The organism is Streptomyces sp. TLI_185 (assembly GCF_003814765.1).
Lineage (GTDB): Bacteria > Actinomycetota > Actinomycetes > Streptomycetales > Streptomycetaceae > Streptomyces.
In genome coordinates, this window is sequence record NZ_RKRB01000001.1 from 6,524,753 (window position 1) to 6,550,552 (window position 25,800).

Consider the following 25,800-nt stretch of genomic DNA (forward strand, 5'->3'; position numbering starts at 1 on the left):
GGCACCACTCATCCGCTATGCCTCGCGCAGCCGACCGTGGAACCGCTCACTCAACCTTGCCCCTCCCGGGCCCTTCAAAATGACCCCACGGGGTTCGTTGGGCCCAGCCGCGGGGTCGGCGAGACAGCGCTCGTATTCGAGCTGATCGCCGACGCCTTTGCCCACCTGGAACAGGGTCACGCCAAGGGCAAGGTCGTCGTCCAGATGTCGTGATCCGGTCACAATCAGCAGGTGAATTCAAGCTGAGTGAACGCCGAGGTCAGACATCCTTGATCTGTACTCCGTCGCCGCACAGTTTCGACCAGTCGTCGCGGTCCGAGGTCAGCACCAGGACGGGCGCTGGCGAGCGGAGCACCATCGCGGCGACGAGGGCGTCGATGGCGTACTTGTGACCGTGCAAGCCACCGGCGTCGATCAGCAACTGCACCGCGGTGAGGCTGTCCGCCTGGGTGACGTCCTGGACCTGAAGGCGGGAGAGTACCCAGCGCAGCCGGGCGGTATCTGTCTTCCCGTAGACGGCCTCCACCACAGTCAGGGCCGATACGAGGACGGGCACGCCTACGCGCCGGGCGGCCTCGATCCGGGTGATCATCTGGCGGTCGTTGCGCAGCAGTAGCGACAGCGCCTGGGAGTCGAGCACCAGGGACCTGGCCGCGGGCTCCTTCACGCGGCGCTGTCGTTCGACGCGTAGGGCGCCGGTGCGTCACCAAACAGTTCGCTCTGCGCGGCCTGGACCTCGGCGTCGCTCAGCGGCTCGTGCTCGGCTTCGTAGGCAGCCACGATCTCGGCGAGGCCGTCCATGGCGAGCTGATGCCGGACTGCCGCCGTCACGTATGCGGACACGCCGCGCTTACCGATACGGGTGCGCAGGGCACCGAGGAGTTCGGAGGGCATCGACACGGAGATGTTCTCCGTGCCACCGGGGCGGGATGACTTCATGGCCACAAGTCTAGTACAGAAACTATTACAGCGTCTGGAGCGCTGTGCGGCCTGGATCCGGGGCGGGCGTTGATGCGTAGTCTTGGCGCTTCTGGATCTTCTGGTACTTTGCAGTGAATCCCGTGCTGGGATGGTGCTGGGATGTGCCTGCATAACCGCAGGTCAGAGTAGTTGTGGTGGAGTTCCCCTTCAACGTGTGAGCGGTCGGAAGGGGCCGGGCTCGGTGAGCCCGGCCCCTTCCGCATTCCCGTGCCGACCTGGTGCTGACTCCCTACTTGCTCCTCGGCGGGGTGAGCTGGTCGAGATCCAGGCTGATCTCGAAAGGCACAGGCCGCTTCAGGGTGCCCCGGAAGATGCCGGCGGGTGCGTAGACGCCGGTCGGTTCGTCGAGTTCGTAGACGTGGACGACAGTCGTGCCGCCCTCTTCCTCGACGCACCAATAGTGCGGGATCTTGGCGTCCGCGTACTTGTGCAGCTTCACTGTGCGGTCACGGTGGGCGGACTCTGGCGAGACGACCTCGATGACGAGCTGGACCTCTTCCGGCGCGTACCACGTGCGGTCCGGATCGTAGGGGGCGGTCGTCACAAGCAGATCCGGCTCCGGCCGGTTGCGCTCGTCGAGGCGGATCGTCATTTCCCGCTCGACCTCGAAACCGGCGGGCGCGGTCGCCATGAGTGTGGTGGTGAGGGAAGTGACGAGGCGGCCGTGCCAGGACCGCTGGGGCGACATCATGAAGACGAGGACTCCGTCGATGAGCTCGGTGTGGCGGGGTGCCTCGGGGAGGCGGTCCAGGTCCTCCGCGAACCAGCCTTCCTCGCGCGGCGGGCGCATCCAGTCGGGCAGTGCGGTCATGGCTAAACCGTAGCGACTCAGCCAGGCCCGGGCCACGAGATCGTCAAGGGGCGACCGCCTTCCTGGCTGTCCTGCAACCCTCGGACCTGCGGCCCGTGTGGGGTTGGCCAGACGCTCGCCGGCGAGGCCCTGATCGATCGGTGTGAGTGGATTGTCGAGGATCAATCGCGGCCCTGTGCAGCTTGCTGAGTGCGGAGGGCACAGACGCTCACGCGGTCTCATCGCGGTTGGTCCCGGCCACCCCCGATGGGCGGCCCGGCCCTCCGCGGACCTGGTCCGTCACCCGCCGGCAAGCCTCCGCGTATGCCCGTACCAGCGGTCTGCGGTCCCCCTTCCGCCAGGCCAGCACATACCGGCTTGGCGTGAGTCCGCGGACCGGCCGGGTCACCACCCCGCCCAGGGTGATCAGCGGGACGTTGCCCACCGCCACGAGGCAGACGCCGAGGCCGGCGACCAGGGCCTCGTAGGTCTCCTCCGTGCTGGCGATCTCCGCGCCGATGCGGGGGAGCCGGCCCGCGCGTTCGTCGACCGCGAGCCAGTAGTCCCGCAGCGGCCCCGCGCTTTTCGGGAGGGCCAGGAAGGGTTCCTCGGCCAGGTCCGTGAAGTCGATCTCGGGGAGGGAGGCGAGCGGGTGGGTGTCGGGGAGGGCGACCAGGCGGGGTTCCTCGGCGACGACCGTCCAGGCGTAGCGGTCCTGGCCGGGCAGGGGCAGCCAGACGAAGGCCATGTCCGTGTCGCCGTCCGCCAGGCCCGCGGACGGGTCGTCCCAGCTCACCTGGCGCAGACGGACCGCGGCCTCGGGATGCGAGGCCGTGAAGCGGGAGCGGATCGCCGGCAGCAGACCGCCGCGGCCGGGGCTGGTGCTCATGCCCACCACCAGGGTGCTGCGCTGCGCGGCCCGCGCCTGAGCCACCACGGACGCGGCCTGCGCCCACGCGTCCAGCACCCGCCGGGCGTGCGGCAGCAGCGCCGCGCCCGCCGCGGTGAGCGCCATGCCGTGCCGGTCGCGCCGCAGCAGCTCGACCCCCAACTGCCGCTCCAGCGCCCGGATCTGCTTGCTCAGCGCGGGCTGCGAGACGTACAACCGCTCGGCCGCGCGCGTGAAGTGCAGCTCCTCCGCGACCGTGACGAAGTACCGCAGGTCCCGCACATGAACGTCCGCCGTCATAGCCATCGGCTATCACCGTAGGTCTTGGACGGGCATCTCGCCACAGGAGCAGCCTGGTCCACGAGGTGCTCAGGGAGTCACTCCGAGCATTGCCCAGGGAGGGTGAGTCTTCGTGAACAAGGTGTGGCTGATCACCGGTGCCAGCAGCGGACTCGGGCGGGCCGTCGCCGAGGCGGCCGTCGCCGACGGTGACGTCGTGGTCGGCGCCGCGCGGCGGCCGGAGGGGCTGGACGACCTCGTGGCCGCCCACCCCGACCAGGTCGAGGCGCTGCGGCTCGATGTCTCGGACACGACCGCCGCCGAACCTGCGGTACGGGACGTGGTGGCGCGGCACGGGCGGATCGACGTCCTGGTCAACAACGCCGGGCGCGGCCATGTCGGTGCCTTCGAGGAGACCACCGAGGACGAGCTGCGCGCCCTGTTCGACGTGCACGTCTTCGGCCCGGCCGCCCTGGTGCGCGCCGTACTGCCGTACATGCGCTCCCGGCGCTCCGGCGCGATCGTGCAGATGAGCAGCATGGGCGGGCAGACGTCCTACCCCGGGTTCTCGGCGTACAGCGGAACGAAGTTCGCCCTGGAGGGCATGTCCGAGGCGCTCGCGGGCGAGGTCGCCGAGTACGGCATCAAGGTCCTCGTCGTCGAGCCGGGCGCCTTCCGTACGTCGCTGTACGACGGGACGCAGGCCAGCGCCGACGGCGGGGCGTACGCCACCGTGGGCGGGACGCGCGCGATGGTCGACGCCGGCTTCGACGAGCGGGCCGGGGACCCGGCCAAGGCCGCGGCGCTCATCCTGGCCGCGCTGGAGGCCGGACAGACCCCGCTGCGCCTGCCGCTCGGCGACGACGGCGTGAGTGCGGTCCTCGACCACCTCGACCAGGTACGCGACGACGTCCTCGCCTGGGAGAAGCGCACCCGCCGCACGGGCTTCCGCGACTGATCCGCCCGACCGGGCCTCAGATCCCGTCCACCCACGCCACGGTGAACGGCTCCTCGGGCACTCCCGGCCCCATCGGCCCGCCCTTGTCGAACTGCGAGCGGACGACCAGCAGCCGGCCGTGGGTGCGGGCGAGGGTGGTCGGGATCTGCAGGGCGGTGTCGGTGAACTGCCGCTCCAGGCGGGCCGAGGTGGAGTCCGGGGACAGCCGCCAGCGGCTGAGGGTGTTGGTGGCGTTGTGCGCGGCCCACAGCGTGCCGTGCGCCAGCTCCAGACCGTCGCCGTGCTTCAAGTCGCCGCCTTCCAGGGCCACTTGGCGTACGGATCCGGTAAATGTGCCCACCCGGTACAGGCCGCCGCCCGTCATGTCGACGGCGAGCAGGTACCGCCCCGAGGCGCCGACGACGATGCCGTTGAGGAGCAGCCCGTCGGCCGGGGCCACGGCGCTCAGGTCGTAGGCGGCGTCGAGGGTCGCGCTGCCACCGCGGGCGCGGCCCAGATCGGCCGGGGTGACGCGGTAGACCACCGGACGGGAGCTGTCGGTGAGGTAGGCCGTGCCGTCCGGCCCGAGCGCCAGGTCGTTGACGAAGGAGGGGCCGCTGCCGGGGACGGTGAAGCGGGCGAGCAGGGCGCGGGTGCGCAGGTCGTAGACGTCCACCCCGGAGGTGGAGTCGATGACCCACAGACGCCCGGCCCGGTCGGCCTTCAGGCCGTTGGCGGTGGTACGGCCGTCGGTGCCGGACGGGAGGAAGACCTCGGCCGCACGGCTGCCGCGCGCGGCCCGGTACACGGCACCCGTCGTGTACGAGCCGACATAGGCGTCGCCGGTGCGCGCGTCGAGCGCGATGCCTTCGGGGTAGGCGCGGTCTTCGGGAAGCGTGAAGGCCGTGCTGATGCGGGGTGCGGCGGCGGCCCGGGCGGCCGTCGCCGGAAGCGCCACGGCGCCGGCCAGAGCGGCGGCGGTGGTCAGGAACGTACGGCGGTGGATCGAACGGGACACGTCGGTGCCTCTCGTTTTCGGGTCGATTCGGTACTCACTCTCCTGTGTGCATGAACGTAGATTAGAACTCTAATCCTCGTCAATGCATTAACGAATGGATGCATGTTGATCGTTGAAAGGGGCCGCTACCATGCGGAGATGACGTCCATGCCCGTGTCCGAGCGCCTCGGCTCCCACCTCAAGCGGGCCGAACAGGCTCTCAGCGCGACCAAGACGGCCGTCCTCAAACCGGCCGGCGTGACGGTCGCGCAGTACTCGGCACTGCTCCACCTCTCCGAGAACCCCGGCATCTCGGCCGCGGCCCTGGCCCGCCTGTGCGGAGTCACCCCGCCGACGATGAACACGGTCCTGAACAACCTCCAGGACCGCGCCCTGATCGAGCGCACCCCCCACGAGTGGCACAAGAACGTCCTGGAGACCCGTCTCACCGACGAGGGCCGCGCGGTGATGGCCGACGCGGACGCCCGCGCCGTACGCGTCGAGCGGGCCCTGGCCGCCGAGTTCACGGACGAGGAACGCGAGGCGCTGGTCGGGCTGCTGGGGCGGTGCGTGGCACTGCTGGAGACGGAGCGCGGGCGGGTCTAGCGGCTGCGGTGCCGACGACGGCCGGCACGTAACGGAGGCTGGGGGTCCTCTTGTCCTCACCGCACGCTTACCATGCGCCCAGTCGTACGCCAGTTCCGTGTGTCAGTCGTCCGAACCAGGAGCACGGTAGCCGTGTCCACACCCCCGCCTCCCGGGCCCCGGCCCCAGGAACCCCAAGGGCCGTTCCCGCAGGGGCAGTACGCCCAGGGGCCCCACGCGGCTCCCGGGCCGTACCCGTACCAGCCCTGGGGGCAGGGCTACCGCCCGTACAACAGCCCCGCGCCGGTCAACGGGGTCGCCATTGCCGCCCTGGTCCTCGGCATCCTCTGCTTCGTTCCGGCCCTCGGACTGCTGCTGGGGCTGGTCGCGCTGCGCCAGATCAGGAGGACCGGCGAACGCGGCAGGGGCATGGCCGTCACCGGTGCGGTCCTCTCCGGGCTCGGGCTCGTGCTGTGGGTGGCGGTACCGGTCGGCGGTGCCGCCTTCGACGCCCGGGTGAAGGACGCCGCACGCGACCACGGCAGCGCCTACTCCCTCACCAAGGGCGAGTGCTTCGACGCCCCGGGCGGATCCCTGGAGGGCATGGCCTACGACGTCGACAAGGTGCCCTGCAGCGGCCTGCACGACGCCGAGGTCTTCGCCACCTTCCGCATGACGGGCGGCGCCGACTACCCCGGCGACGGCAGGCTCACGGACGTCGCCGACACCAGGTGCTACGCGCTCCGCTACGGCTACGCCATGGACGCCTGGTCCGTGCCCGACGACGTCGACGTGTACTACCTGACGCCGAGCCGGCAGAGCTGGCGCTACGGCGACCGCGAGGTCACCTGTCTGTTCGGCAACACCGACGAGAAGGCCGGTCTGAAGGGTTCGCTGCGCAACGACAAGCAGACCCTGGACGCCGACCAGGTCGTCTATCTCAAGGCCGTCGACATCGAGAACGCCGCCCTGGAAGGGCAGCCCCCGGACAGCCCCGACGACGATCTGCGGTCCAGTCGCCAGTGGGCCGGACGGATGTCGGCCGCGCTCACCGAGGAGGCCCGGATGCTGCGCGACCACCCCTGGCCGGCCGGTGCCAGGACACCGGTCGCGAAGGTCGCCAAGGAGGTCGCGGCGCGACAGGAGGAATGGGCGCGCGCCGCGAAGGCCGGTGACGCGAACAGCTTCTACGAGCACTACGACCTCGTCATGGCGCTCTCGACACCCGACCGCGCTGTCACCGCCCGCAAGGCTCTGGGCCTGGCCGCGACCCCGCCCGAATCCCGGGACGAGGAGGACGGTGAGGACGGCACCGGAGGTGGCTCCGAGTTCGAGGTGTGACCACGGCTATAGCGGGGAGAAAGTGCCTGCGTAAAGCCCTCCGCGGGCACATGTCATCACATCGAGTGATTCTCTGGCCTTTGCTTGCACGGCACAACCCACGGTTGCCAGGCTGTTGCTGTCTGTACAACCTGATGGGAGCGGCCAGTGACTTTCGGTGAGCAGCCGGCGTACCTGCGTGTCGCGGGTGATCTCCGCAAGAAGATCGTCAATGGTTCGCTGCCGCCGCACACCCGCCTCCCGTCCCAGGCCAGGATCCGCGAGGAGTACGGCGTCTCGGACACCGTCGCGCTGGAGGCGCGCAAGGTGCTGATGGCGGAGGGCCTGGTCGAGGGCCGCTCCGGATCGGGGACGTATGTCCGCGAGCGCCCGGTGCCCCGCAGCGTGGCCCGCTCCGGGTTCCGCCCGGCCGGCGGCGCGACCCCCTTCCGTCAGGAGCAGGCCGACGGCGACGGCCGCGGCACCTGGGAGTCCAACAGCGCCCAGGCCCAGGCGAGCAGCTGCGTCGCCGAGCGGCTCGACATCAAGCCCGGCGACCGCGTGATGTGCACGAGGTACGTCTTCCGCGAGGCCGGCGAGGCGATGATGCTCTCCACGTCCTGGGAGCCCCTCGCGGTCACCGGCCGCACCCCCGTGATGCTTCCCGAGGAGGGCCCCCTCGGCGGTATGGGCGTCGTCGAGCGCATGGCGGCGATCGACGTGATCGTGGACAACGTCACCGAGGAGGTCGGCGCCCGCCCCGGCCTCGCCGAGGAGCTCGTGACCCTCGGCGGCGTCCCCGGTCATGTCGTCCTGGTCATCCAGCGCACCTTCTTCGCCTCGGGCCGCCCCGTGGAGACGGCCGACGTCGTCATCCCCGCCGATCGTTACCGCGTGGCGTACCACCTCCCAGTGAAGTAGCGCACACCTTTACGGCAGTTGACCCGCCGCCCTGCCCGTACGACCCCCTCCGCGCACTCTCGGAGCCTGCCCCTCCGCCGGTGGAATCTGGCCGTTCTCGCAGGTCGCCCCATGCATGCCCGGGATGCCGCTGACCGGATGCGTCGACGCCCGCGTGCGGCGCATCCGAGTCCGTGCGCCCCCCTCGTTCTGGCCGGTTGCGTACCTCTTTGTGAAAAGCCGTGTTCGCTGCGTAAAGGTAAGGCGTAGGCTCGGGCATATGCGGATTGCGGTTTCCTTAGAGGGTGGGGCACGGCACGAACCGCGGGCGAGGGGCGGTCGGGCCGGGGCAGGAAGGAGCGGTGGGGCGCGATGAACGACGGCACGATCACGCTTCCCTGGCTCGTCATTCGGCAGGACGACAACGGCAATCGCTACCGCGTGGGCCGGTACGCGACCAGGGCCGAGGCCCAGAAGATCGCGGACAGCCTCGACGACCGCGGACACAAGCAGTTGTACTGGGTCGAGCGCATAGGTCAGAACGGGCAGAACGGAACAGCCGCGGCCAACTGACTCCCGTAGGCTCCCCCGCATGACGGAACGGATCGTGGTGGTGGGTGCCGCCCTGTTCGACGGCGGCCGCCTGCTCGCCGCGCGCCGTAGCGCGCCTCCCGAACTCGCCGGTCGCTGGGAACTGCCCGGCGGCAAGGTCGAACAGGGCGAGACCCCCGAGGCGGCCCTCGTACGCGAGCTGCGCGAGGAACTCGGCGTGGACGCCGAGGCCGTGGCCCGCGTAGCGGGTGAGTGGCCCTTGAAGCCGCCGTACGTCCTGCACGTATGGACGGCCCGCCTGCGCCCGGCTTCCCCCGACCCCAAACCCCTCCAGGACCACGACGAACTGCGCTGGCTCACCCGGGACGAACTGTGGGACGTGCCGTGGCTGGACCAGGACATCCCGGCGGTCCGTGAGCTGACCGCCCACTGGGGGCAGGGGTGAAGCCCCGCCCCTCAGGGGCGCGGGGCCCCTGTCGATGTGCGGCTACCGACGCCCGGGCGCGACTAGCCACAACGCACCCGCAGTCGCCCGACAAACCCGCACCCCCGAGCTCATAGGCGCCCTGTTCGACCAGCGGAGCCATAGGCGCGCGGCTCCACCAGCGGGGCTAAGCCCGCCACGGCGGACGGTACTCCGAACCGAATATCGGGTATGTCCCCATTAACCCCACGAAAACAGACATGGGTGGGCTCGGGCCTGGGAAGTGATCGGCGTGATCGACACTGAAGGCGACTGCGCCGAGTGGAGCTTTCCCGCGGAGCCGGACGCCGTCCGGGGAGCCCGCGCCGCCGTCCGCGGCCAACTGCGCACCTGGGAGCTCGACGCCCTCGGAGATCTCGCGGCCCTGCTGGTCAGCGAGCTGGTGACCAACTCCCTGCGGCACGCCACCGGACCCATCGGCGTACGCCTCGTGCGGCCCGCCGGCCTCGAGGACGTCCTGCTGGTGGAGGTCTCCGACCCGCTCCCCGACCCGCCGCGCGAACGCGTCGCCCGCCCCGAGGACGAGAGCGGCCGCGGGTTGCAACTCGTCGCCCGCTCCTCGCGCCGCTGGGGCACCCGGCCCGGCCAGGCGGGCAAGACGGTGTGGTTCGAACTCGCTGTGCCCGGCTGATCCGGTTCCCGGTCCGGCCCTTCGGGCGCTGTACGCGAACGCCCGCCCTGTCGACAGACTGGTTCAGGCCGGTGGCAGTGTCCGGCGCGTGTGATTCGACGAGGTGTCGGCTGGTTAGAAGACTGGAAGTGTTGTCGCAGCCGGGACCGAAAACCGTCGGGACCGTGCTGTGATCGTGAACACCGTGTTGTGCGGCGCCGTAGTGCTGGATACTGCGGGCAGCCGCACCCGGTGACCGGTGCCGGACGCGGTGAGCTGGAGGGGACGGTTCGCGTGAGCGAGATACCAGCGAAGGCCACGGAGTCCGAGGACCCGTCGGACGGCGCGAGGGCGGAGGCCGCGGGTGATGCCGCGGCCGATGTGACGAGCGGGACGGCGGGCGGGACGGGCCTGTCTTCCTTCGGCGGATTCGACGGGACCGACGGACCACCTCACGGTGACGCCATGTGGCAGAGCAGTCCGCCCGGCTCCATCTACGACTACATCAAGGTCGCGTCCTTCTCCATCGGCCCCGACGGGCTCGTCGACCAGTGGAGTCTGCGCGCCGAGCAGCTCTTCGGGATCCCCGCCGGGCACGCGGTCGGCATGGACCCCATCGAGGCGTTCATCGACCCCGACCTGCGGGAGCAGGGTCAGCGCAAGATGGCCGAGATCCTCGACGGGCGGGAGTGGACCGGAGTGGTCCCGTTCCGGCAGCCCGCTGGGGTGGCGGGGGAGAGCGGGCGGGAGGGGCTCGCCGAGGTCTATGTGATGCCGACGCGGACCGAGGAGGGCGAGAAGGCCGCCGTCTGCATCGTGGTCGACGTACGCACCCTGCGCAGCATCGAGACCGACCTTGCCGCCTCGCAGTCGATTTTCGGTCAATCTCCTTTCGGTTTCCTACTGATCGACACCGATCTGCGGGTCCGTCGCGCCAACCAGCAGTTTGCGAACACTTTCGGCGGCACGCCCGACGACCACCGCGGCCGCGGCGTCCACGACTATCTGCAGCGGCCCGAGGCCGAGCGGGTCGCGGCGACCCTGCGCCGGGTCCTGGAGACCGGCAACTCCATCACGGACATGCACGTCACGGGCTTCGTGCCGGGCTCCGAGGAGCGTCGGCACTGGTCCATCAACCTGTACCGCGTGCACAGCGGGTCCGGCCGCCCCATCGGCGTGGCATGGCTCGGAACCGACATCACCTCCCGCCGCGCCGCGGCCCGCGAAGCCGCTGCCGCGCGGCGCAATCTCGCCCTTCTCAACGAGGCGGGCGCCCGCATCGGCAACTCCCTCGACCTGGAGACCACGGCCCGCGAACTCCTCGACGTCGTCGTCCCCGGCTTCTGCGACCTCGCCACGGTCGACCTCTACCAGGGGCTGCTGGCGGGCGACGAGACCCCGCCGGGCCTCGCCGACGGCAGCGGGGAGCTGCGCCGGGTCGCCTTCGCCAGCGCGGTCTCCGACGCACCGTTCGTCGGCGGCGGCGCACCCGTCGCCGTGGGCGCGGTCCACCACTACCCCTTCAACTCCCCTTGTGCGGACGCCCTGCGCACCGCCCGCACCCAGCTCGTCCCCGCCGAGGAGGGCGGCCTCGTCCAGTCCACGCTTGCCGTGCCGATGGTCGCCCACGACACCGTCGTAGGACTTGCGCAGTTCGCCCGTACGAAGGGCAGCGAGCCGTTCGGGGACCGGGACCGGGACCTCGCGGTGGAGCTCGCGGCGCGCGCCGCCGTCTGCATCGACAACGCGCGCCTGTACCGCCGTGAGCACGAGCGCGCCCTGATGCTGCAGCGGTCGCTGCTCCCGCCGGGCGACCCGGTGGCCTCCGGTCTGGACATCGCCTGCCGCTATCTGCCGGGCAACTCCTCCGCCGACCGCCCCAGCGAGGTCGGCGGCGACTGGTTCGACGTGATCGAACTTCCGGGCCACCGTACGGCGTTGGTGGTCGGGGACGTCATGGGCCGCGGACTGCGCGCGGCCGTGGCGATGGGCGAACTCCGCTCGGCGGTACGGACACTCGCCCTTCTCGACCTGGAACCCGCCGAAGTGCTGAGTGCGTTGGACGAGATCGCGCGGGGCCTCGGCGCGCCCGGCGGCGTCCAGCAGGCGACCCGCGCGGCCCGCCGCCCCCGCGAGGCGGACCTGTCGGAGGTGTACCTCGCCACCTGCGTCTACGCGGTCTACGACTCCGTCACCCGCCGCTGCACCTTCGCCAACGCCGGCCATCTGCCCCCCGTCCTGGTCGAACCCGGCGAGGACGCGCTGATGCTCGACGTGCCGCCCGGTATGCCGCTCGGCGTCGGCGGAGAGCCCTTCGAGGAGGTGGAGGTCGAACTACCCGAAGGCGCCCTGCTCGCGCTCTACACGGATGGACTGGTCGAAAGCCGCGATCACCCCCTGGACGAGGGCCTCCAGGCCTTCGTAGGGGCCCTCACCGACCCCGCCCACCCGTCACCCGACCACCACCCCTCAACGACGGCGCTGCGCGCCGACACCCATCGAAACCTGGAGGACGTCTGCGACCACGTCCTCAACACCCTCGACACCCACCACGGCGAGGACGACATCGCCCTGCTGATGGCCCGCGTCCAGGGCCTGCCCGCCGATTCCGTCGGCGACTGGACGCTGCCGCGCGAGCCGCGCAGCGTGGGCAGGGCCCGTGAGTACGCCCGCGGCCAGCTGCTGTCCTGGGACCTCGAACCCCTCGTCGACACAACGGAGTTGCTGGTCAGTGAGCTGGTCACCAACGCATTGCGGTACGGCGAGGGCGAGATAAGACTGCGGCTCCTGCTGGACCGCACCCTGGTCTGCGAGGTCTGGGACTCCGGCCTCGTCCAGCCCCGCCGGCGCCGCGCCCGTGACACCGACGAGGGCGGCCGTGGCCTCCAGCTCGTCGGCCTCCTGAGCGCGGCGTGGGGCTCCCGCCGCACCCCACGCGGCAAGACGGTGTGGTTCGAACTGCCGCTGCCGGACGGGGAGACGGGGCTGGCGGATCCGGCGGAGGCGCTGCTGAGTCTGTTCTGACCGGGGCGCTCCGCTGGCTGTGCGGATTCGCGCCGCCGCGGGGCGCAATGGGCCGTCGGTCGTCTGCCGGCGTGTCGTGGCTGGTCGCGCCCCGGGGCGGAGCCGCATGTGGAGACAGCCCCGCGCCTTCGGGGTGCGGCCGCTGTACTGAGGTGCAGGTCCGCTGCGGCGCCGTCGCGACTGGTCCGGTGTGCGTCGCGGCTTCTCGGCAGGGCCCGCAATGGGCCGTCGGTCGTCTGCCGGCGTGTCGTGGCTGGTCGCGCCCCGCGGCGGAGCCGCATGTGGACACAGCCCCGCGCCTCTGGAGGGCGCGGCCGAACCGGCGTGGTCTTCGACCGACCTGTTCAGGGCCTGTCAGCCGGAGTCAGCCGGCGGCCTGTCCCGGGGACGCCGGTGCCGCCCACCGGGCCCGAGTGCGGGGGCCGCCGAAGCCGGCCGGTGGGCCGTCCTGTGCGGCCGCGCCCAACAGGATCCCGCCGACGATCGCCCCCGCGGCGCCGGTCTCGTGTTCGGCCGCTCCGGCGACCGGGTTGCCGTGCACCCGTACGTCCCGTTCGGCGAGGTCGCGTGCCCGGCGGGCCAGGGCGTCGGCGGCGAGCAGATCCGGCGGCACCTCGGCGAGCAGCCGCTCCGCCTCCGCCAGCCGGGTACGCGCCGTGCTCCCGACGGCTCCCCGGTGCGTCGTGACGAAGGCGTCGGCCTCGGCCACGGCACTCCGCGCGACCAGCGACGCGGCGGCAGACAGCACCCCGAACCGCCCCACACCCACCGGCACAAGCCCCCGCACGAGCAGCCGGAGGGCGTCGAGCGGGTCGTACGGCCCGGCCGTCAGCTCCTCTCGTACGGCCGTCAGGACGAGGTCGGCGTGCGCGGCGCGGGCGTGCAGCTCACCGGCGGGGAGGTCCCCCGCGCCGCTACGGGCCGTCCGCGCGTCCGCGAGCTCCGCCTCCGCCCCGGTGAGCGCGGCCGGCACCAGTCCCGCCGCCGAGGCCAGATCGGCGGCGAGCCGCTCGATGCCGGCGACGAACACCTCGGCCTGGGCTGTCGCGCCCTCGGCGGCCCGCAGATGACGTGCCGCATCCGCTGCCTCCCCCATGTCGGCCGCTTGGCGCGCCTGGTTCAGCCGGGTCGTGGCGAACACCAGGCGGTCCTTGGCCTGTTCGGCATGCCCGATGACGGCGTCGACCGCGCCGGATCCGTACCGCCTGCCGAGGTCGGCCGGCGTCGCCCCGGCGCCTCCGGTGCGCGCGGCCAGCGCACGGAAGCGGCCCTCGGCGACCTCCAGCGCCTCGCCCAGACCGTCCGCCGTCTCCAGCGCGCGCAGCAGGTCGAACCCCGCGGCCTCCGCGTCCAGCCGCCGCCCGGCCTCCTGACACCGTCCGATCATCCCGGCGAGCGCATGCCGCCGGGACGTCTCGTCCTCCGGGACACCGTCGTCGTACTGCTGCCGCATCCGAAAGGCGGCGGACAGCTCGGCCTCGGCATCCCGCACGGCCCGTACGAAGGGCGCCACGGAATCCGCCCCGGACCGCGCCTCGGCGAACCCGAGTTCCTCCCGGCTGGTGCGCACCCAGTCGTCGGCCTCGACCAGCAGGGCCCGTACCCGGTGGTCGAGTTCGGACAGCGGCGGTGCGGCGGGCCCGGCCGGGGCCGCGCCACCACCGGGCGTCGTACGTGTCCGGGCGCGCCGTGTGCGCCGCACATACCCGTACCCCGCGACCACGACCACCGCGCCCACCGCAACGAGCGGCAGCACCAGGTCGGCGACCGACGTCCCGTCCTGCTCCGGCGCGGCGGCGCTCGCGGCGGCCGGGTGCGCACGGGCGGCCGGAACCGGCACGTCACTGCTGATCGTCATCCACGGCAACACCAGCCACACCACCGCGGCCAGCCCGCCCACCACGGTGTGCAGCACCCGCACGGATATGTGAGCGGTGGCGCGCCGCGGCCGGCCCCGGATCAAGGATGACGTCACATTTCGGAGCGTATGAGCAGGAATGCGGCCGCGCGACCGGGGTGGGTCAGGGGTGGGGGAGCTGTGGCGGGCGAATGCCGGTGCACACGGGTGGGGTCGGGACGGGATCGACGAGGGGGAGCGGGGATGGAGCAGACGGATCGCACGGGGGAAGAGACAGGGGCTGCGAAAGGGACGGGGTCGCGCGAGGACAGCGGGACGGACGAGCCGATCACGAGCGTCGACGACGCGGCCGCGGCGACTTCTGCGGCCGACGGAGCGCAGAAAACCACCGTGGAGGAGCCGCCCACGACCACGCACACCCCCGCAGCCGCCGATGGCGAGAACCCCCCACAGGGGCCACGCGCGCTCGACGACGGAAGTAGTACGGGTGGTGCGGGTGGGAACGAAAAAGCCGATGGCGAAGCCGAGGCGACCAAGCAGCCACCCCGCCGCCGCTGGCGACGCCTCATCCTCGCCCTGGTCCTGGCCCTCCTCGTCCCCCTCCTAGCCGCCGAATCCGCCCTCCGCCTGAACTACACCGGCGACCCCAAGAAGGGCACGTACACCAGAAACCGCGACGCCATCTGGCTGGGCCACGCCTGGGTCGACGGCCGCAAGACCGAGGCCGACGTCAACGCACTCGCCCACCGCCTGGAAGGCGCCGGCATCCGCGACCTGTACGTCCACGCGGGCCCCCTGGAACACAACGGCACCCTCCCCAAGTCCGCGTACGCCAAGGCAGATTGGCTCACAAAAACCCTGCACGGCCGAGCGCCGCGCCTCCGCGTCCAGGCCTGGCTTGGCGACGTACTCGCGACCGAGGGCCCGACGGGGATGCGCCTGGAGCGGCCGGCGACCCGCGCGGCCGTCGTCGCCTCGACCCGCGAGATCCTGGCGGCCGGCTTCGACGGCGTCCACTTCGACCTCGAGCCCCTCCACTCCGGCGACCGCGACTACCTCACCCTCCTCGACTCCCTCCGCTCCGTCACCCGCGCGCACCACGCCCTGCTGTCCGTCGCCGCCCACCAGATCGACCCACTCCCCGGCTTCCATGCCTTCTGGGGCACGGTCGCCGGGCACCCGAAGTGGTGGTCGCAGCGGTTCTTCGGCCAGGTCGCGCGCCGGGTCGACCAGATCGCCGTGATGTCGTACGACACCATGCAGCCGCTGCAGAGCCTGTACGGCGGCTATGTCGCCCAGCAGACCTCGCTCGCCCTGGAGGTCACCCCGCCCTCCACCGACCTGCTGATGGGCCTGCCCTTCTACCACGAGAACCGGTTCGGCCACTGGAACCATGCCGAGACCGTCCCGGCCGCCGTCCGCGGCGTCCGCCTGGGCCTGTCCCGCACGGACGCGGACCGATCCCGCTTCGGTGTCGCGCTCTACGTCGACTTCGCGGCCACGGAGGCGGACTGGAGGGCGTACCGGGACGGCTGGGTGCGCTGAACCCGGCCGCCCTCCCGCGGCCTAGGAAGACCGGCGCCTGATCTTCGACCCCAGCCACACCAACGGGTCGTACTTGCGGTCGACCGCCCGTTCCTTCAAGGGAATCAGCGCATTGTCCGTGATCTTGATGCCCTCGGGGCAGACCTCCGTGCAGCACTTGGTGATGTTGCAGTAGCCGAGGCCGTGTTCGTCCTGGGCGGTCTTCTTGCGGTCGAGTCCGCCCTCGGCGGCCGCGTCCAGCGGATGCATGTCCAGCTCCGCCACCCGCATCAGGAAACGGGGTCCCGCGAACGCCGTCTTGTTCTCCTCGTGGTCACGGACGACATGACAGGTGTCCTGGCACAGGAAGCACTCGATGCACTTGCGGAACTCCTGCGAGCGGTCCACGTCCTCCTGCATCATCCGGTACTCGCCGGGCCCCACACCTTCCGGCGGCACGAACGCGGGGACCTCGCGCGCCTTGGTGTAGTTGAAGCCGACGTCCGTGACGAGATCCCTTACGACCGGGAAGGCACGCAAGGGTGTGACGGTGATCGTCTCCTCCTGCGTGAACACGGACATCCGCGTCATGCACATCAGCCGCGGCCGCCCGTTGATCTCGGCGGAGCACGAACCGCACTTGCCCGCCTTGCAGTTCCAGCGGACCGCCAGATCGGGGGCCTGGGTGGACTGGAGGCGGTGGATGATGTCCAGTACCACCTCGCCCTCGTTGACCTCGACCTTGAAGTCCTCCAGGCCGCCGCCCTTGACGTCGCCCCGCCACACCTTGAAGCGGGCCTCGTAGCTGCTCACTCGTACAGCTCCTCTTCGGCGAGGTACTTGACCAGCTCCTCCTTGTCGAAGAGGGCGAGCAGGTCGGCGCGGATGGGTTCGGTGGTCTCGCGGGTGAGGTCGATCTGGCCGCGGACGGGGTCCGTGGCCGCCAACCCGCCCGTGGGGTCGGTCAGTTGGCACAGCAGATTGATGTTGCGCCACTTGCGGTCCATCGTCGGATGGTCCTCGCGGGTGTGGCCGCCGCGGGACTCCGAGCGCTCCAGGGCCGCCCGGGCCACGCACTCGCTGACCAGCAGCATGTTCCGCAGGTCCAGCGCGAGATGCCAGCCGGGGTTGAACTGGCGGTGCCCCTCGACACCGGCCCGGCGGGCCCGTACCCGAAGGTCCGCCAGCTTCTCCAGCGCCTGCTCCATCTCGCCCTCGCGCCGGATGATGCCGACGAGGTCGTTCATGGTCTGCTGGAGTTCCTGGTGCAGGGTGTACGGGTTCTCCGGCGGGCGGCCGTCGTCCGCGCCGGGGGCGGGGCCCTCGGCGGAGAACGGGCGCAGCGCCTCCGCGGCCGCCGTGTCGACCTGGACCTCGTCGACGGCGGGGCGTTCGAAGGCCAGGGCCGCCGAGTACTCGGCGGCGTGCCATCCCGCGCGGCGCCCGAACACCAGCAGGTCGGACAGCGAGTTCCCGCCGAGCCGGTTGGAGCCGTGCATACCGCCGGCCACCTCGCCGGCCGCGAACAGCCCGGGCACCCCGCGCGCGGCGGCCGTGTCGGACTCGACCGCGATACCGCCCATCACGTAGTGACAGGTCGGCCCGACCTCCATCGCCTCCGCGGTGATGTCGACGTCCGCCAGCTCCTTGAACTGGTGGTACATGGACGGCAGCCGGCGCCGGATGACCTCGGCGGGCATACGCGTCGACACGTCCAGGAAGACACCGCCGTGCGGGGAGCCGCGGCCTGCCTTCACCTCGGAGTTGATCGCGCGGGCGACCTCGTCACGGGGGAGCAGCTCCGGTGGACGCCGGTTGTTGTCCGGGTCCTCGTACCAGCGGTCGCCCTCCTCCTCCGACTCCGCGTACTTCTCCTTGAAGACGTCCGGGATGTAGTCGAACATGAAGCGTTTGCCCTCGGAGTTCCTGAGCACCCCGCCGTCGCCGCGGACCGACTCCGTGACGAGGATGCCCTTCACCGACGGCGGCCAGACCATGCCCGTCGGATGGAACTGCACGAACTCCATGTTCAGCAGCGGCGCCCCGGCCAGCAGCGCCAGCGCGTGCCCGTCGCCGGTGTACTCCCACGAGTTCGACGTGACCTTGAAGGACTTGCCGATGCCGCCCGTCGCGATCACCACGGCAGGGGCTTCCAGGACGAAGAAACGGCCCGTCTCGCGCTCGTAGGCGAAGACACCGGAGACCCGGCTGCCGTCCTTGAGCACCCTGGTGACCGTGCACTCCTGGAAGACCTTCAGCCGGGACTCGTAGTCGCCGGTCTCGCGGTGGTCCTCCTGCTGGAGGGAGACGATCTTCTGCTGGAGCGTGCGGATGAGTTCGAGCCCCGTGCGGTCTCCGACGTGCGCGAGGCGCGGGTACTCGTGGCCGCCGAAGTTGCGCTGGGAGATCTTCCCCGACTTCGTACGGTCGAAGAGGGCCCCCCAGGTCTCCAGCTCCCACACCCGGTCCGGGGCCTCCTGGGCGTGCAGTTCGGCCATCCGCCACTGGTTGAGGAACTTGCCGCCGCGCATGGTGTCGCGGAAGTGGACCTGCCAGTTGTCGTGCTCGTTGACATTGGCCATCGCCGCCGCGATGCCGCCCTCGGCCATCACCGTGTGCGCCTTGCCGAACAGCGACTTGCAGATCACGGCCGTACGGGCACCCCGCTCGCGCGCCTCGATGGCCGCACGCAGTCCGGCGCCCCCGGCGCCGACCACGACTACGTCCCACTCCTGGCGGTCGACCACGGACATCAGAAGAACCTCGGATCGTCGAAGGCGCCGGACGCCACCAGATACACGTAGAAGTCGGCGAGCGCCACGCTCACCAACGACGCCCAGGCGAGCAGCATGTGACGGGCATTCAGCTTCCCGACGAACTGCCACGCCTTGTAGCGCACGGGATGCTTGGAGAAGTGTTTGAGCTTGCCGCCGACGATGTGCCGGCAGGAGTGGCAGGAGATCGTGTACATCCAGATCAGCGTGATGTTGATCAGGAAGACGACCGTCCCGAGGCCCATGTGGCCCCAGTTCTCGTCCGTGTCGCGGAAGGACAGCACCGTGTCGTACGTCAGCACGCCCGCGACCAGGATCGCCGCGTAGAAGAAGTACCGGTGGATGTTCTGCAGGATCAGCGGGAAGCGGGTCTCACCGGAGTACTTCTTGTGCGGCTCGGCCACCGCGCAGGCCGGGGGCGAGGCCCAGAAGCCCCGGTAGTAGGCCTTGCGGTAGTAGTAGCAGGTCAGGCGGAAGCCCAGTGGGAAGATCAGGATGATGATCGCCGGGGAGATGCCCCACCAGCTGCCGAAGAGGTCGGCGTTCGGGCCCGAGGGCATGTTCTTGCAGTTCTCCGCCAGACACGGCGAGTAGAACGGGGAGACATACGGCGCCGAGTAGTAGTCCGCGTTCGCGAAGGCCCGCCACGTCGAGTACACGATGAAGGCCAGCAACCCGGCCGCGGTGGCGGCCGGAGCCAGCCACCAGCGGTCGGTCCGCAGATGCGGGGCGTCGATCGCGGCGCGCGTACCGGTGCGCACACCGCCGCTGTTCAGATGTGGTTCCGTACCAGTGGCCAACTCATGACTCCGGTCGGGTTCAGGGGGCGTGGCGGTCGCGGGCGCCGAGTCCTTCGTCGTCCGTGTCGATCCACAGCGAGGGGTCGTACGGGGTGTCGGGGATGGTGACGAGTTCCGGCTTGCGCGGTGCGCTCGGACTCGACGCCGCCTCGCGCAGGAGCGCGACGCTCTCCCGCAGGTGATCGGCGTCGGCGCGGACGCGGCGCATGTCAAGGCCGCCACTGCCCAGCTGCTTCTCCAGGCGGCCCACGGACCGGGACAGGTCGTCCAGGCAGCGCTGCATTGTCGTCAGGTCGTCTTGCACGGACATGACGTGACCTCACTTCCATGGGCCGTCAGGCCCCAGGTGGCAACGTTCATGCGCCTGCGAGTGTTGCGCGTCACACCTGCCGGTGGGAAGGGATGTGCAGCGATTGGCGGATTGCACGCCTCCAGTGCACGCCTGCAAGCGCTCTGTGTGCGCGGGGGGCGCACATTCGGCCACACGGGTGGGGCTCTCCGGCTGTGTCGCCGTGTCGCCCCCGGTGGGCGAACCCTTTCCTCTTCAGTGGGGCCGTACATCTGATCAACTCCAAAATACCGCCAAATGTGATCAGACCCCCACTTATTCATCGGCGGGAGCGGCCCCCGGAGGTAGCAGCGATGTCCCACGACGGCGCCGGCCTCAGGCCCTGGCGAAGTCAGCCTCGGTTCGGCAGCGCCCCAAAGGGGCGCGGGGCTGTGTTGGATCTGCGGCTGCCGCCGCGCGGGCACGACCAGCCACAGCGTGCCCGCGGCCGATCGACGGCCGATCGTGGCACCACCCGCAGAGCGCTTCGTGCGGTCGCGTTGCTGACCGCGGGCGTGCTCGCGCTGCCCGGCTGCGCCTCCGACGACGAGGCGGGCAAGCCGCTCGCCGGGCCGGACATCGCGCCCGCCGGCCGTGACCTCGTGGCCGACGGCGGCACCCTGCGGTGGGCCGTGGACGACGTGCCGGAGACCCTGAACACGTTCCAGTCGGACGCCGACGCGGTCACGAACCGCGTCGCGCAGGCCGTCCTCCCGTCCATGTACCGGCTGGACCGCAGCGGGCGGCCGCAGCGCAACGCCGACTACCTGGAGTCCGCCAAGGTCGTCCAGACCGAGCCCAAGCAGGTCGTGCTCTACAAGCTCGCCCAGCAGGCCGTCTGGAGCGACGGCCGTGAGATCGGCGCCGCCGACTTCGCCGCCCAGTGGCGCGCCCTGTCCGGCAAGGACACCGCGTACTGGACCGCCCGCAACGCCGGCTACGACCGCATCCAGAAGATCGAACGCGGCGCGAGCGACCTCGAGGTCAAGGTCACCTTCGCGCGGCCGTACGCCGACTGGCAGTCGCTGTTCTCGCCGCTGTACCCCAAGGACGTCATGGGGACCCCGGACTCCTTCAACGACGGGGCGCGCAGGACGCTCAAGGTCACCGCCGGGCCCTTCGCCCTGAAGGCGGTCGACCACAAGAACAACCAGGTCAGCCTGGTCCGCAACCCGCGCTGGTGGGGTCAGCCCGCCAAGCTGGCGGAGATCGACCTGCAGGCCGTACCGCTCGACAAGCGGCCCGCCGCGCTCGCCGACGGGCAGATCGACCTGGCAGAGATCGACCCGTCCGCCGTCCAGCGCGTCGACCTGGCCGGCAAGGCCAAGGGCTCCACCCCGCTGCAGGGCCCGGGAGCCCGCCGGGCCGCCGCCAAGAACCTGCCCGCCGACGCCGAGGACCTGGGCGCTTTCGAGGTGCGCAAGTCGCTGGAGCCGGTCTACACCCAGCTCGCCCTCAACGGCGCCGAGGGCCCCCTCGCGGACGAGCGCGTCCGCCGGGCCGTGGCCCGCGCCCTCGACCGCAAGGCGCTCGCCGAGGCCGTCCTCAAACCGCTCGGGCTGCCCGCCGTGCCCGTCGGCAGCCATCTCGCGCTGTCCGGGCAGGCCGCCTACGCCGACAACAGCGGCGCGCTCGGCGGCCATGACACCGCCGAGGCGCAGGCGCTGCTCGCGGACGCCGGGTGGGTGCGCGGCGGTCCGGTCAAGGAGGAGAAGAAGAAGCAGAAGGGCGAGAAGGCCGCCGGGGCCGAGGGCCGGAAGGCCGACGAGTCCGAGGACGGCGACGACGGGACGTACATCGTCGGCGAGGACGACAACGGCGGGGACAGCAAGAGCGGCCACCACAAGGACCCCAAGGACCACACCAAGAAGGACGAGAAGGCCAAGGGCGGCGAGCGGGCAGGCACGCACCTCGCGGACGGCAAGTACGCCGGGCAGCAGCCGCCGCGCGGCGGCGCACCCGGCGCCTACGCCCCCAAGGGCACCGCGGCCCCGGCCGGCGCGGCCGCCGGGGTGCTGGCCAAGGACGGCAAGCCGCTCACCCTGCGCTTCGTGCTGCCGTCGGGACCCGGCTCGCAGGCCCTGCGGACCGTGGCCGACCGGATCAGCGCCATGCTGCAGCGGGTCGGCATCGGCACCCGGATCACGAAGGTCGCCGACGAGAGCTACTTCAAGGACCACATCGCGTCCGGGGAGTTCGACCTCGCCCTGTACTCCTGGCCCGCCTCCGCCTTCCCGGCCACCGACGCCCGGCCCATCTACGCCAAGCCGGTACCGGCCGCGGACGGCTCCCTCGACGTCGAGCAGAACTACACCCGCGTCGGCACCGACCAGGTCGACCACCTCTTCGACCAGGCGGCCGCCACCCTCGACGCCGACGAGAACCTCTCCCTGGTCCGCAAGGCCGACTCCCGCATCTGGGCCGCCGCGGGCTCCATCCCGCTGTACCAGCGCCCGCAACTGATGGCCGCGACGAAGAACCTGGTGAACGCGGGGGCCTTCGGGTTCCAGACGCCGGTCTACGAGGACATGGGCTTCCTGGAGAAGGGGGCGAAGCCGTCGGCGAGCGGGTCGTCGGACGGCTGACGGGGTGGTAGCTCTGAGGTAGCTCAAAACGCTTGTGGTGGGCGCCCGGCGCACGCAGCATGAATCGACCATTGATCATGCCGCGGGCGCCGGGCGTCCGTGTGCGGGGGAAACGGGGCGGCACATGCGGGGTATCACGCGGGGGCCGTGGGTTGCGGTGCTGACCGCGGTGACGGTGGCGGTCGGGCTGGCCGGGTGCACCGGTGGCGGGCACGGCGACAAGGCCGCCACGAGCAGCGCGCCGGCCGTGCCGAAGGCCTGCGCGAACGGGACCTTCACCTGGTCGGGTGTGAAGAAGGCGGACCGGCTGACCGGCGTCTCGGCGCCGGAGCACAGCGGTGGCCGCACCATCAGGACGACGAACCTGATCGAGCCGGTGTACACCCCGAAGCCGGTGGTGCGCACCGAGGGCCCCGCGCTGTCCTCGGCTGAGATCCTCTTCTCACTGGGCAAGAAGATCGGCGAGATCGACTCCGACGCCGCCACTTTGGCTGACGTGAACGGCGACACCTGGGCCTTCACCGACGTGCACCAGAAGGCTCCGGACCTGCACAACCGTCTCTCCAAGGTGTCCGGCCCGGGTGAAACGGTGCAGTACGCCGGAGTCCGGGAATGGGAGGGCGACTTCCGCTACACCTGTTCCGGCGGTCGGGCAACGACAGGCCACGCGCGGAACTGGACGGTCGACATGCAGGGTGTCCTGTCCTGCGACGAGTCCGTCGACAACCGGATGGCCCGCCAGGCAGCCCGTCTCTCCTGCGGCGCGGGTTCCCCGGCCACCCGGAACGCCTGACCCCAGCGGCCCGGCGAGCCGCTGCTGCGGCGGCCCCGTACCATGGTGTAAGGCCGTGGCGTGTTCAGCCCGGCAGGGTCCGCGTAACACAGACGTACGCGTCGGCCTTCCTCACACTCCAGGAGTACGCCTTCATGGCCACGCGCCACGACATCCGCAACGTCGCCATCGTCGCCCACGTCGACCACGGCAAGACGACCCTCGTCGACGCCATGCTGAAGCAGGCCGGTGCCTTCGCGGCGCACGCCGCCGAGTCGCTCGACGACCGCATGATGGACTCGAACGACCTGGAGCGTGAGAAGGGCATCACGATCCTGGCCAAGAACACGGCCGTGAAGTACCACCCGAAGGATGGCGGCGACGTCATCACCATCAACATCATCGACACCCCGGGCCACGCCGACTTCGGTGGCGAGGTCGAGCGTGGTCTGTCGATGGTGGACGCGGTGGTCCTGCTGGTCGACGCCTCCGAGGGCCCGCTGCCCCAGACCCGCTTCGTGCTGCGCAAGGCGCTGCAGGCCCGCCTGCCCGTCATCCTCTGCATCAACAAGACGGACCGCCCCGACTCGCGCATCGACGAGGTCGTGAACGAGGCCTACGACCTCTTCCTCGACCTCGACGCCGACGAGGACCAGATCGAGTTCCCGATCGTCTACGCCTGTGCCCGTGACGGTGTCGCCTCGCTGACCAAGCCCGAGGACGGTACGGTCCCGCAGGACAGCGACAGCCTGGAGCCGTTCTTCTCCACGATCCTGTCCCACGTCCCGGCTCCGGAGTACGACCCCGAGGCCCCGCTCCAGGCGCACGTCACCAACCTGGACGCCGACAACTTCCTCGGCCGTATCGCGCTGCTCCGCGTCGAGCAGGGCGAGCTGCGCAAGGGCCAGACCGTCACGTGGATCAAGCGTGACGGCACGATGTCCAACGTGCGCATCACCGAGCTGCTGATGACCGAGGCGCTCACCCGCAAGCCCGCCGAGAAGGCCGGCCCCGGTGACATCTGTGCCGTCGCCGGTATCTCGGACATCATGATCGGCGAGACCCTCGCCGACCCCGAGAACCCGATCCCGCTGCCGCTGATCACGGTCGACGAGCCGGCGATCTCGATGACCATCGGTACGAACACCTCGCCGCTGGTCGGCCGTGGCGGTACCGGCAAGGGCGCCGACAACAAGGCCGCGGTCAAGGACCGCAAGGTGACCGCCCGTCAGGTCAAGGACCGTCTCGACCGCGAGCTGATCGGTAACGTCTCCCTGCGCGTTCTCGACACCGAGCGTCCGGACGCCTGGGAGGTCCAGGGCCGCGGTGAGCTGGCGCTCGCCATCCTGGTCGAGCAGATGCGCCGCGAGGGCTTCGAGCTGACCATCGGCAAGCCGCAGGTCGTCACCAAGGACGTCGACGGCAAGGTCTACGAGCCGGTCGAGCGCATGACGATCGACGTGCCCGAGGAGCACATGGGCGCGGTCACGCAGCTCATGGGCGTCCGCAAGGGCCGCATGGACAACATGTCGAACCACGGCTCGGGCTGGGTCCGCATGGAGTTCGTCGTCCCGTCCCGCGGTCTCATCGGCTTCCGTACCGAGTTCCTGACCCAGACGCGCGGCACGGGCATCGGCCACTCCATCCACGAGGGCCACGAGCCCTGGTTCGGCCAGCTGCAGACCCGTAACAACGGCTCGCTGGTCGCCGACCGCGCCGGTGCCGTCACCGCCTTCGCGATGACGAACCTTCAGGAGCGCGGCGTGCTCTTCGTCGACCCGGGCACCGAGGTGTACGAGGGCATGATCGTCGGTGAGAACTCGCGTTCCGACGACATGGACGTGAACATCACCAAGGAGAAGAAGCTCACCAACATGCGGTCGTCCTCGGCCGACACGTTCGAGGCGATCGTCCCGCCGCGCAAGCTCTCCCTGGAGCAGTCGCTGGAGTTCTGCCGCGACGACGAGTGCGTGGAGGTCACCCCGGAGGCGGTCCGCATCCGCAAGGTGAACCTGGACGCCCGCGAGCGCGCCCGCGCGGCGAGCCGCGCCAAGCACGGCTGACGGCAGGCCACTTGAGGCCCGGGTGCCCCCGACTTGGGGGCACCCGGGCTTCTCAGTTGGCTGTGGGGGCCGCGTGCTCATCGTCACCACGCAGTGCAGCTCCACGGCCCGCTGGGCCGGACAACGTGCCGTTGATCGCCGATGCGCGGGAGGCCGAACGGGAGGTACCTCTTGCGGTGCTCTCGGCCGTGACGCATGGGCGGGGGCCGAAGGCTGCCGGCTTCCCGCGCCTGGGAGGCGCGGGCCTTCCTGCGTGCCCGAGGGTAGGGAAAACCCTTGTTCTCGTTCTGGATCGGCAAAGGCGGATCGAACCGCACTATTCTTCGGCCAGCGTGCATCCCATCAGCCCCCTGTGCGAGGGGTGTGAACGGCCTTGCGGCGCGGACCCGTTGGCCCGCCGAAGGTCCATGCATAGCCGCGGTGGATCCGCAACTGAATTTTCACGCCCTTCGCGTTCGGTATACGGACATGCGGGTCCGATAGGTGTGTAACAAGTCCGTTTCGCAGGGATCTTTCGGCAAACCCTTTGTCCGGATTTTGGAAGATGTACGCGTCAGGTGTGATCGAACCGAGACCTTATGAGTGTGGTTCGGCCATGGCGCATGGCAGATAGTTAGGCGCGTAGAGCTCGGATCAACGGGTCAACACGCTGCATGCGGCGTCGACTCACGAGCGCGGGGGCACCTGACCGTTTCAGGCACCGGTGACGGTGACGTGTCATGTGCTCCTCCATGCGGTGAACCAATGG

General features: G+C 70.7%; 22 protein-coding genes. 12 read left to right on the top strand and 10 right to left on the bottom strand.

Translation table 11 applies throughout. The features are described 5' to 3' along the window. Positions 1–259: 259 nt before the first annotated feature. The 4 genes from EDD92_RS30195 to EDD92_RS30210 all read right to left on the bottom strand — a co-directional run bounded on the left by EDD92_RS30195 (position 260) and on the right by EDD92_RS30210 (position 2,960). A complete protein-coding gene (locus EDD92_RS30195) occupies positions 260–667 on the bottom strand; it encodes a PIN domain-containing protein (protein WP_123967250.1) in 408 nt (135 codons plus the stop codon). Beyond that, positions 664–939, bottom strand: a complete 276-nt coding sequence (locus tag EDD92_RS30200) for a hypothetical protein (protein WP_123967251.1) — start codon at positions 937–939, stop codon at positions 664–666. Before EDD92_RS30200 ends, EDD92_RS30195 begins: the two co-directional genes overlap by 4 nt. Positions 940–1,210: 271 nt before the next feature. Beyond that, positions 1,211–1,792, bottom strand: coding sequence for a Uma2 family endonuclease (locus EDD92_RS30205; RefSeq protein WP_123967252.1), 582 nt, complete (start codon positions 1,790–1,792; stop codon positions 1,211–1,213). A 208-nt stretch (positions 1,793–2,000) separates the two neighbouring features. Further along, complete coding sequence (locus tag EDD92_RS30210) at positions 2,001–2,960, bottom strand: LysR family transcriptional regulator (RefSeq protein WP_185124455.1); 960 nt, start codon at positions 2,958–2,960, stop codon at positions 2,001–2,003. Positions 2,961–3,072: 112 nt separating this feature from the next. On the opposite strand from EDD92_RS30210, the gene EDD92_RS30215 reads away from it, so the two are divergent. Continuing rightward, positions 3,073–3,897 carry an SDR family NAD(P)-dependent oxidoreductase gene (locus EDD92_RS30215; protein WP_123967254.1) on the top strand — a complete coding sequence of 275 codons (825 nt, stop codon included), beginning with the start codon at positions 3,073–3,075 and terminating at the stop codon, positions 3,895–3,897. Positions 3,898–3,913: 16 nt separating this feature from the next. On the opposite strand, the gene EDD92_RS51405 is transcribed toward EDD92_RS30215, so the two are convergent. Further along, the gene (locus EDD92_RS51405; protein WP_260326838.1) at positions 3,914–4,894 is read right to left on the bottom strand and encodes an SMP-30/gluconolactonase/LRE family protein; all 981 of its coding nucleotides are present in this window, start codon (positions 4,892–4,894) and stop codon (positions 3,914–3,916) included. 138 nt (positions 4,895–5,032) lie between these two features. On the opposite strand from EDD92_RS51405, the gene EDD92_RS30225 reads away from it, so the two are divergent. The 7 genes from EDD92_RS30225 to EDD92_RS30255 all read left to right on the top strand — a co-directional run bounded on the left by EDD92_RS30225 (position 5,033) and on the right by EDD92_RS30255 (position 12,348). After that, the gene (locus EDD92_RS30225) at positions 5,033–5,479 is read left to right on the top strand and encodes a MarR family winged helix-turn-helix transcriptional regulator (protein WP_221268137.1); all 447 of its coding nucleotides are present in this window, start codon (positions 5,033–5,035) and stop codon (positions 5,477–5,479) included. Positions 5,480–5,611: 132 nt separating this feature from the next. Beyond that, positions 5,612–6,799, top strand: coding sequence for a DUF4190 domain-containing protein (locus tag EDD92_RS30230; protein ID WP_123967255.1), 1,188 nt, complete (start codon positions 5,612–5,614; stop codon positions 6,797–6,799). A gap of 147 nt (positions 6,800–6,946) precedes the next feature. Beyond that, complete coding sequence (locus EDD92_RS30235) at positions 6,947–7,699, top strand: GntR family transcriptional regulator (protein WP_123967256.1); 753 nt, start codon at positions 6,947–6,949, stop codon at positions 7,697–7,699. A 351-nt stretch (positions 7,700–8,050) separates the two neighbouring features. After that, positions 8,051–8,251, top strand: coding sequence for an SPOR domain-containing protein (locus tag EDD92_RS30240; RefSeq protein WP_030929468.1), 201 nt, complete (start codon positions 8,051–8,053; stop codon positions 8,249–8,251). Positions 8,252–8,270: 19 nt separating this feature from the next. Continuing rightward, on the top strand, positions 8,271–8,675 hold the full coding sequence (locus tag EDD92_RS30245; protein ID WP_123967257.1) for a (deoxy)nucleoside triphosphate pyrophosphohydrolase: 405 nt from the start codon (positions 8,271–8,273) through the stop codon (positions 8,673–8,675). Between the two features lie 262 nt (positions 8,676–8,937). Beyond that, entirely contained in the window at positions 8,938–9,345 is a 408-nt protein-coding gene (locus EDD92_RS30250; protein ID WP_123967258.1) for an ATP-binding protein, read from the top strand. Between the two features lie 273 nt (positions 9,346–9,618). Continuing rightward, positions 9,619–12,348 carry a SpoIIE family protein phosphatase gene (locus tag EDD92_RS30255; RefSeq protein ID WP_123967259.1) on the top strand — a complete coding sequence of 910 codons (2,730 nt, stop codon included), beginning with the start codon at positions 9,619–9,621 and terminating at the stop codon, positions 12,346–12,348. A 364-nt stretch (positions 12,349–12,712) separates the two neighbouring features. Here EDD92_RS30255 and EDD92_RS30260 read toward each other — a convergent pair whose 3' ends face one another. Then, positions 12,713–14,323: a hypothetical protein gene (locus EDD92_RS30260; RefSeq protein WP_123967260.1), complete on the bottom strand. Its 1,611-nt coding sequence runs from the start codon at positions 14,321–14,323 to the stop codon at positions 12,713–12,715. A 126-nt stretch (positions 14,324–14,449) separates the two neighbouring features. Here EDD92_RS30260 and EDD92_RS30265 point away from each other — a divergent pair, with 126 nt between their 5' ends. Next, positions 14,450–15,751, top strand: a complete 1,302-nt coding sequence (locus EDD92_RS30265) for a glycosyl hydrolase family 18 protein (protein ID WP_123967261.1) — start codon at positions 14,450–14,452, stop codon at positions 15,749–15,751. Between the two features lie 21 nt (positions 15,752–15,772). Here EDD92_RS30265 and EDD92_RS30270 read toward each other — a convergent pair whose 3' ends face one another. From EDD92_RS30270 to EDD92_RS30285, 4 genes are read right to left on the bottom strand one after another with little or no spacing between them, the layout of a single operon-like run. Then, positions 15,773–16,543 (bottom strand): succinate dehydrogenase/fumarate reductase iron-sulfur subunit, encoded by a 771-nt coding sequence (locus tag EDD92_RS30270; protein WP_030929448.1) that lies wholly within the window; start codon positions 16,541–16,543, stop codon positions 15,773–15,775. Next, entirely contained in the window at positions 16,540–18,483 is a 1,944-nt protein-coding gene (locus EDD92_RS30275) for a fumarate reductase/succinate dehydrogenase flavoprotein subunit (protein WP_123967262.1), read from the bottom strand. The genes EDD92_RS30270 and EDD92_RS30275 overlap by 4 nt, the downstream gene beginning before the upstream one ends. Further along, positions 18,483–19,304: a hypothetical protein gene (locus EDD92_RS30280; RefSeq protein WP_030929442.1), complete on the bottom strand. Its 822-nt coding sequence runs from the start codon at positions 19,302–19,304 to the stop codon at positions 18,483–18,485. Before EDD92_RS30280 ends, EDD92_RS30275 begins: the two co-directional genes overlap by 1 nt. A 19-nt stretch (positions 19,305–19,323) precedes the next feature. Further along, positions 19,324–19,614 carry a hypothetical protein gene (locus tag EDD92_RS30285; protein WP_099931100.1) on the bottom strand — a complete coding sequence of 97 codons (291 nt, stop codon included), beginning with the start codon at positions 19,612–19,614 and terminating at the stop codon, positions 19,324–19,326. A 332-nt stretch (positions 19,615–19,946) separates the two neighbouring features. Here EDD92_RS30285 and EDD92_RS30290 point away from each other — a divergent pair, with 332 nt between their 5' ends. The 3 genes from EDD92_RS30290 (at position 19,947) to typA (ending at position 25,052) form a co-directional block, all read left to right on the top strand. Then, complete coding sequence (locus EDD92_RS30290; protein ID WP_399184406.1) at positions 19,947–22,217, top strand: ABC transporter family substrate-binding protein; 2,271 nt, start codon at positions 19,947–19,949, stop codon at positions 22,215–22,217. Between the two features lie 124 nt (positions 22,218–22,341). Then, positions 22,342–23,010 (top strand): hypothetical protein, encoded by a 669-nt coding sequence (locus EDD92_RS50015; RefSeq protein ID WP_185124167.1) that lies wholly within the window; start codon positions 22,342–22,344, stop codon positions 23,008–23,010. A gap of 134 nt (positions 23,011–23,144) precedes the next feature. After that, positions 23,145–25,052, top strand: a complete 1,908-nt coding sequence (typA, locus tag EDD92_RS30300) for a translational GTPase TypA (RefSeq protein ID WP_123967265.1) — start codon at positions 23,145–23,147, stop codon at positions 25,050–25,052. The last annotated feature ends 748 nt before the right edge of the window (positions 25,053–25,800 follow it).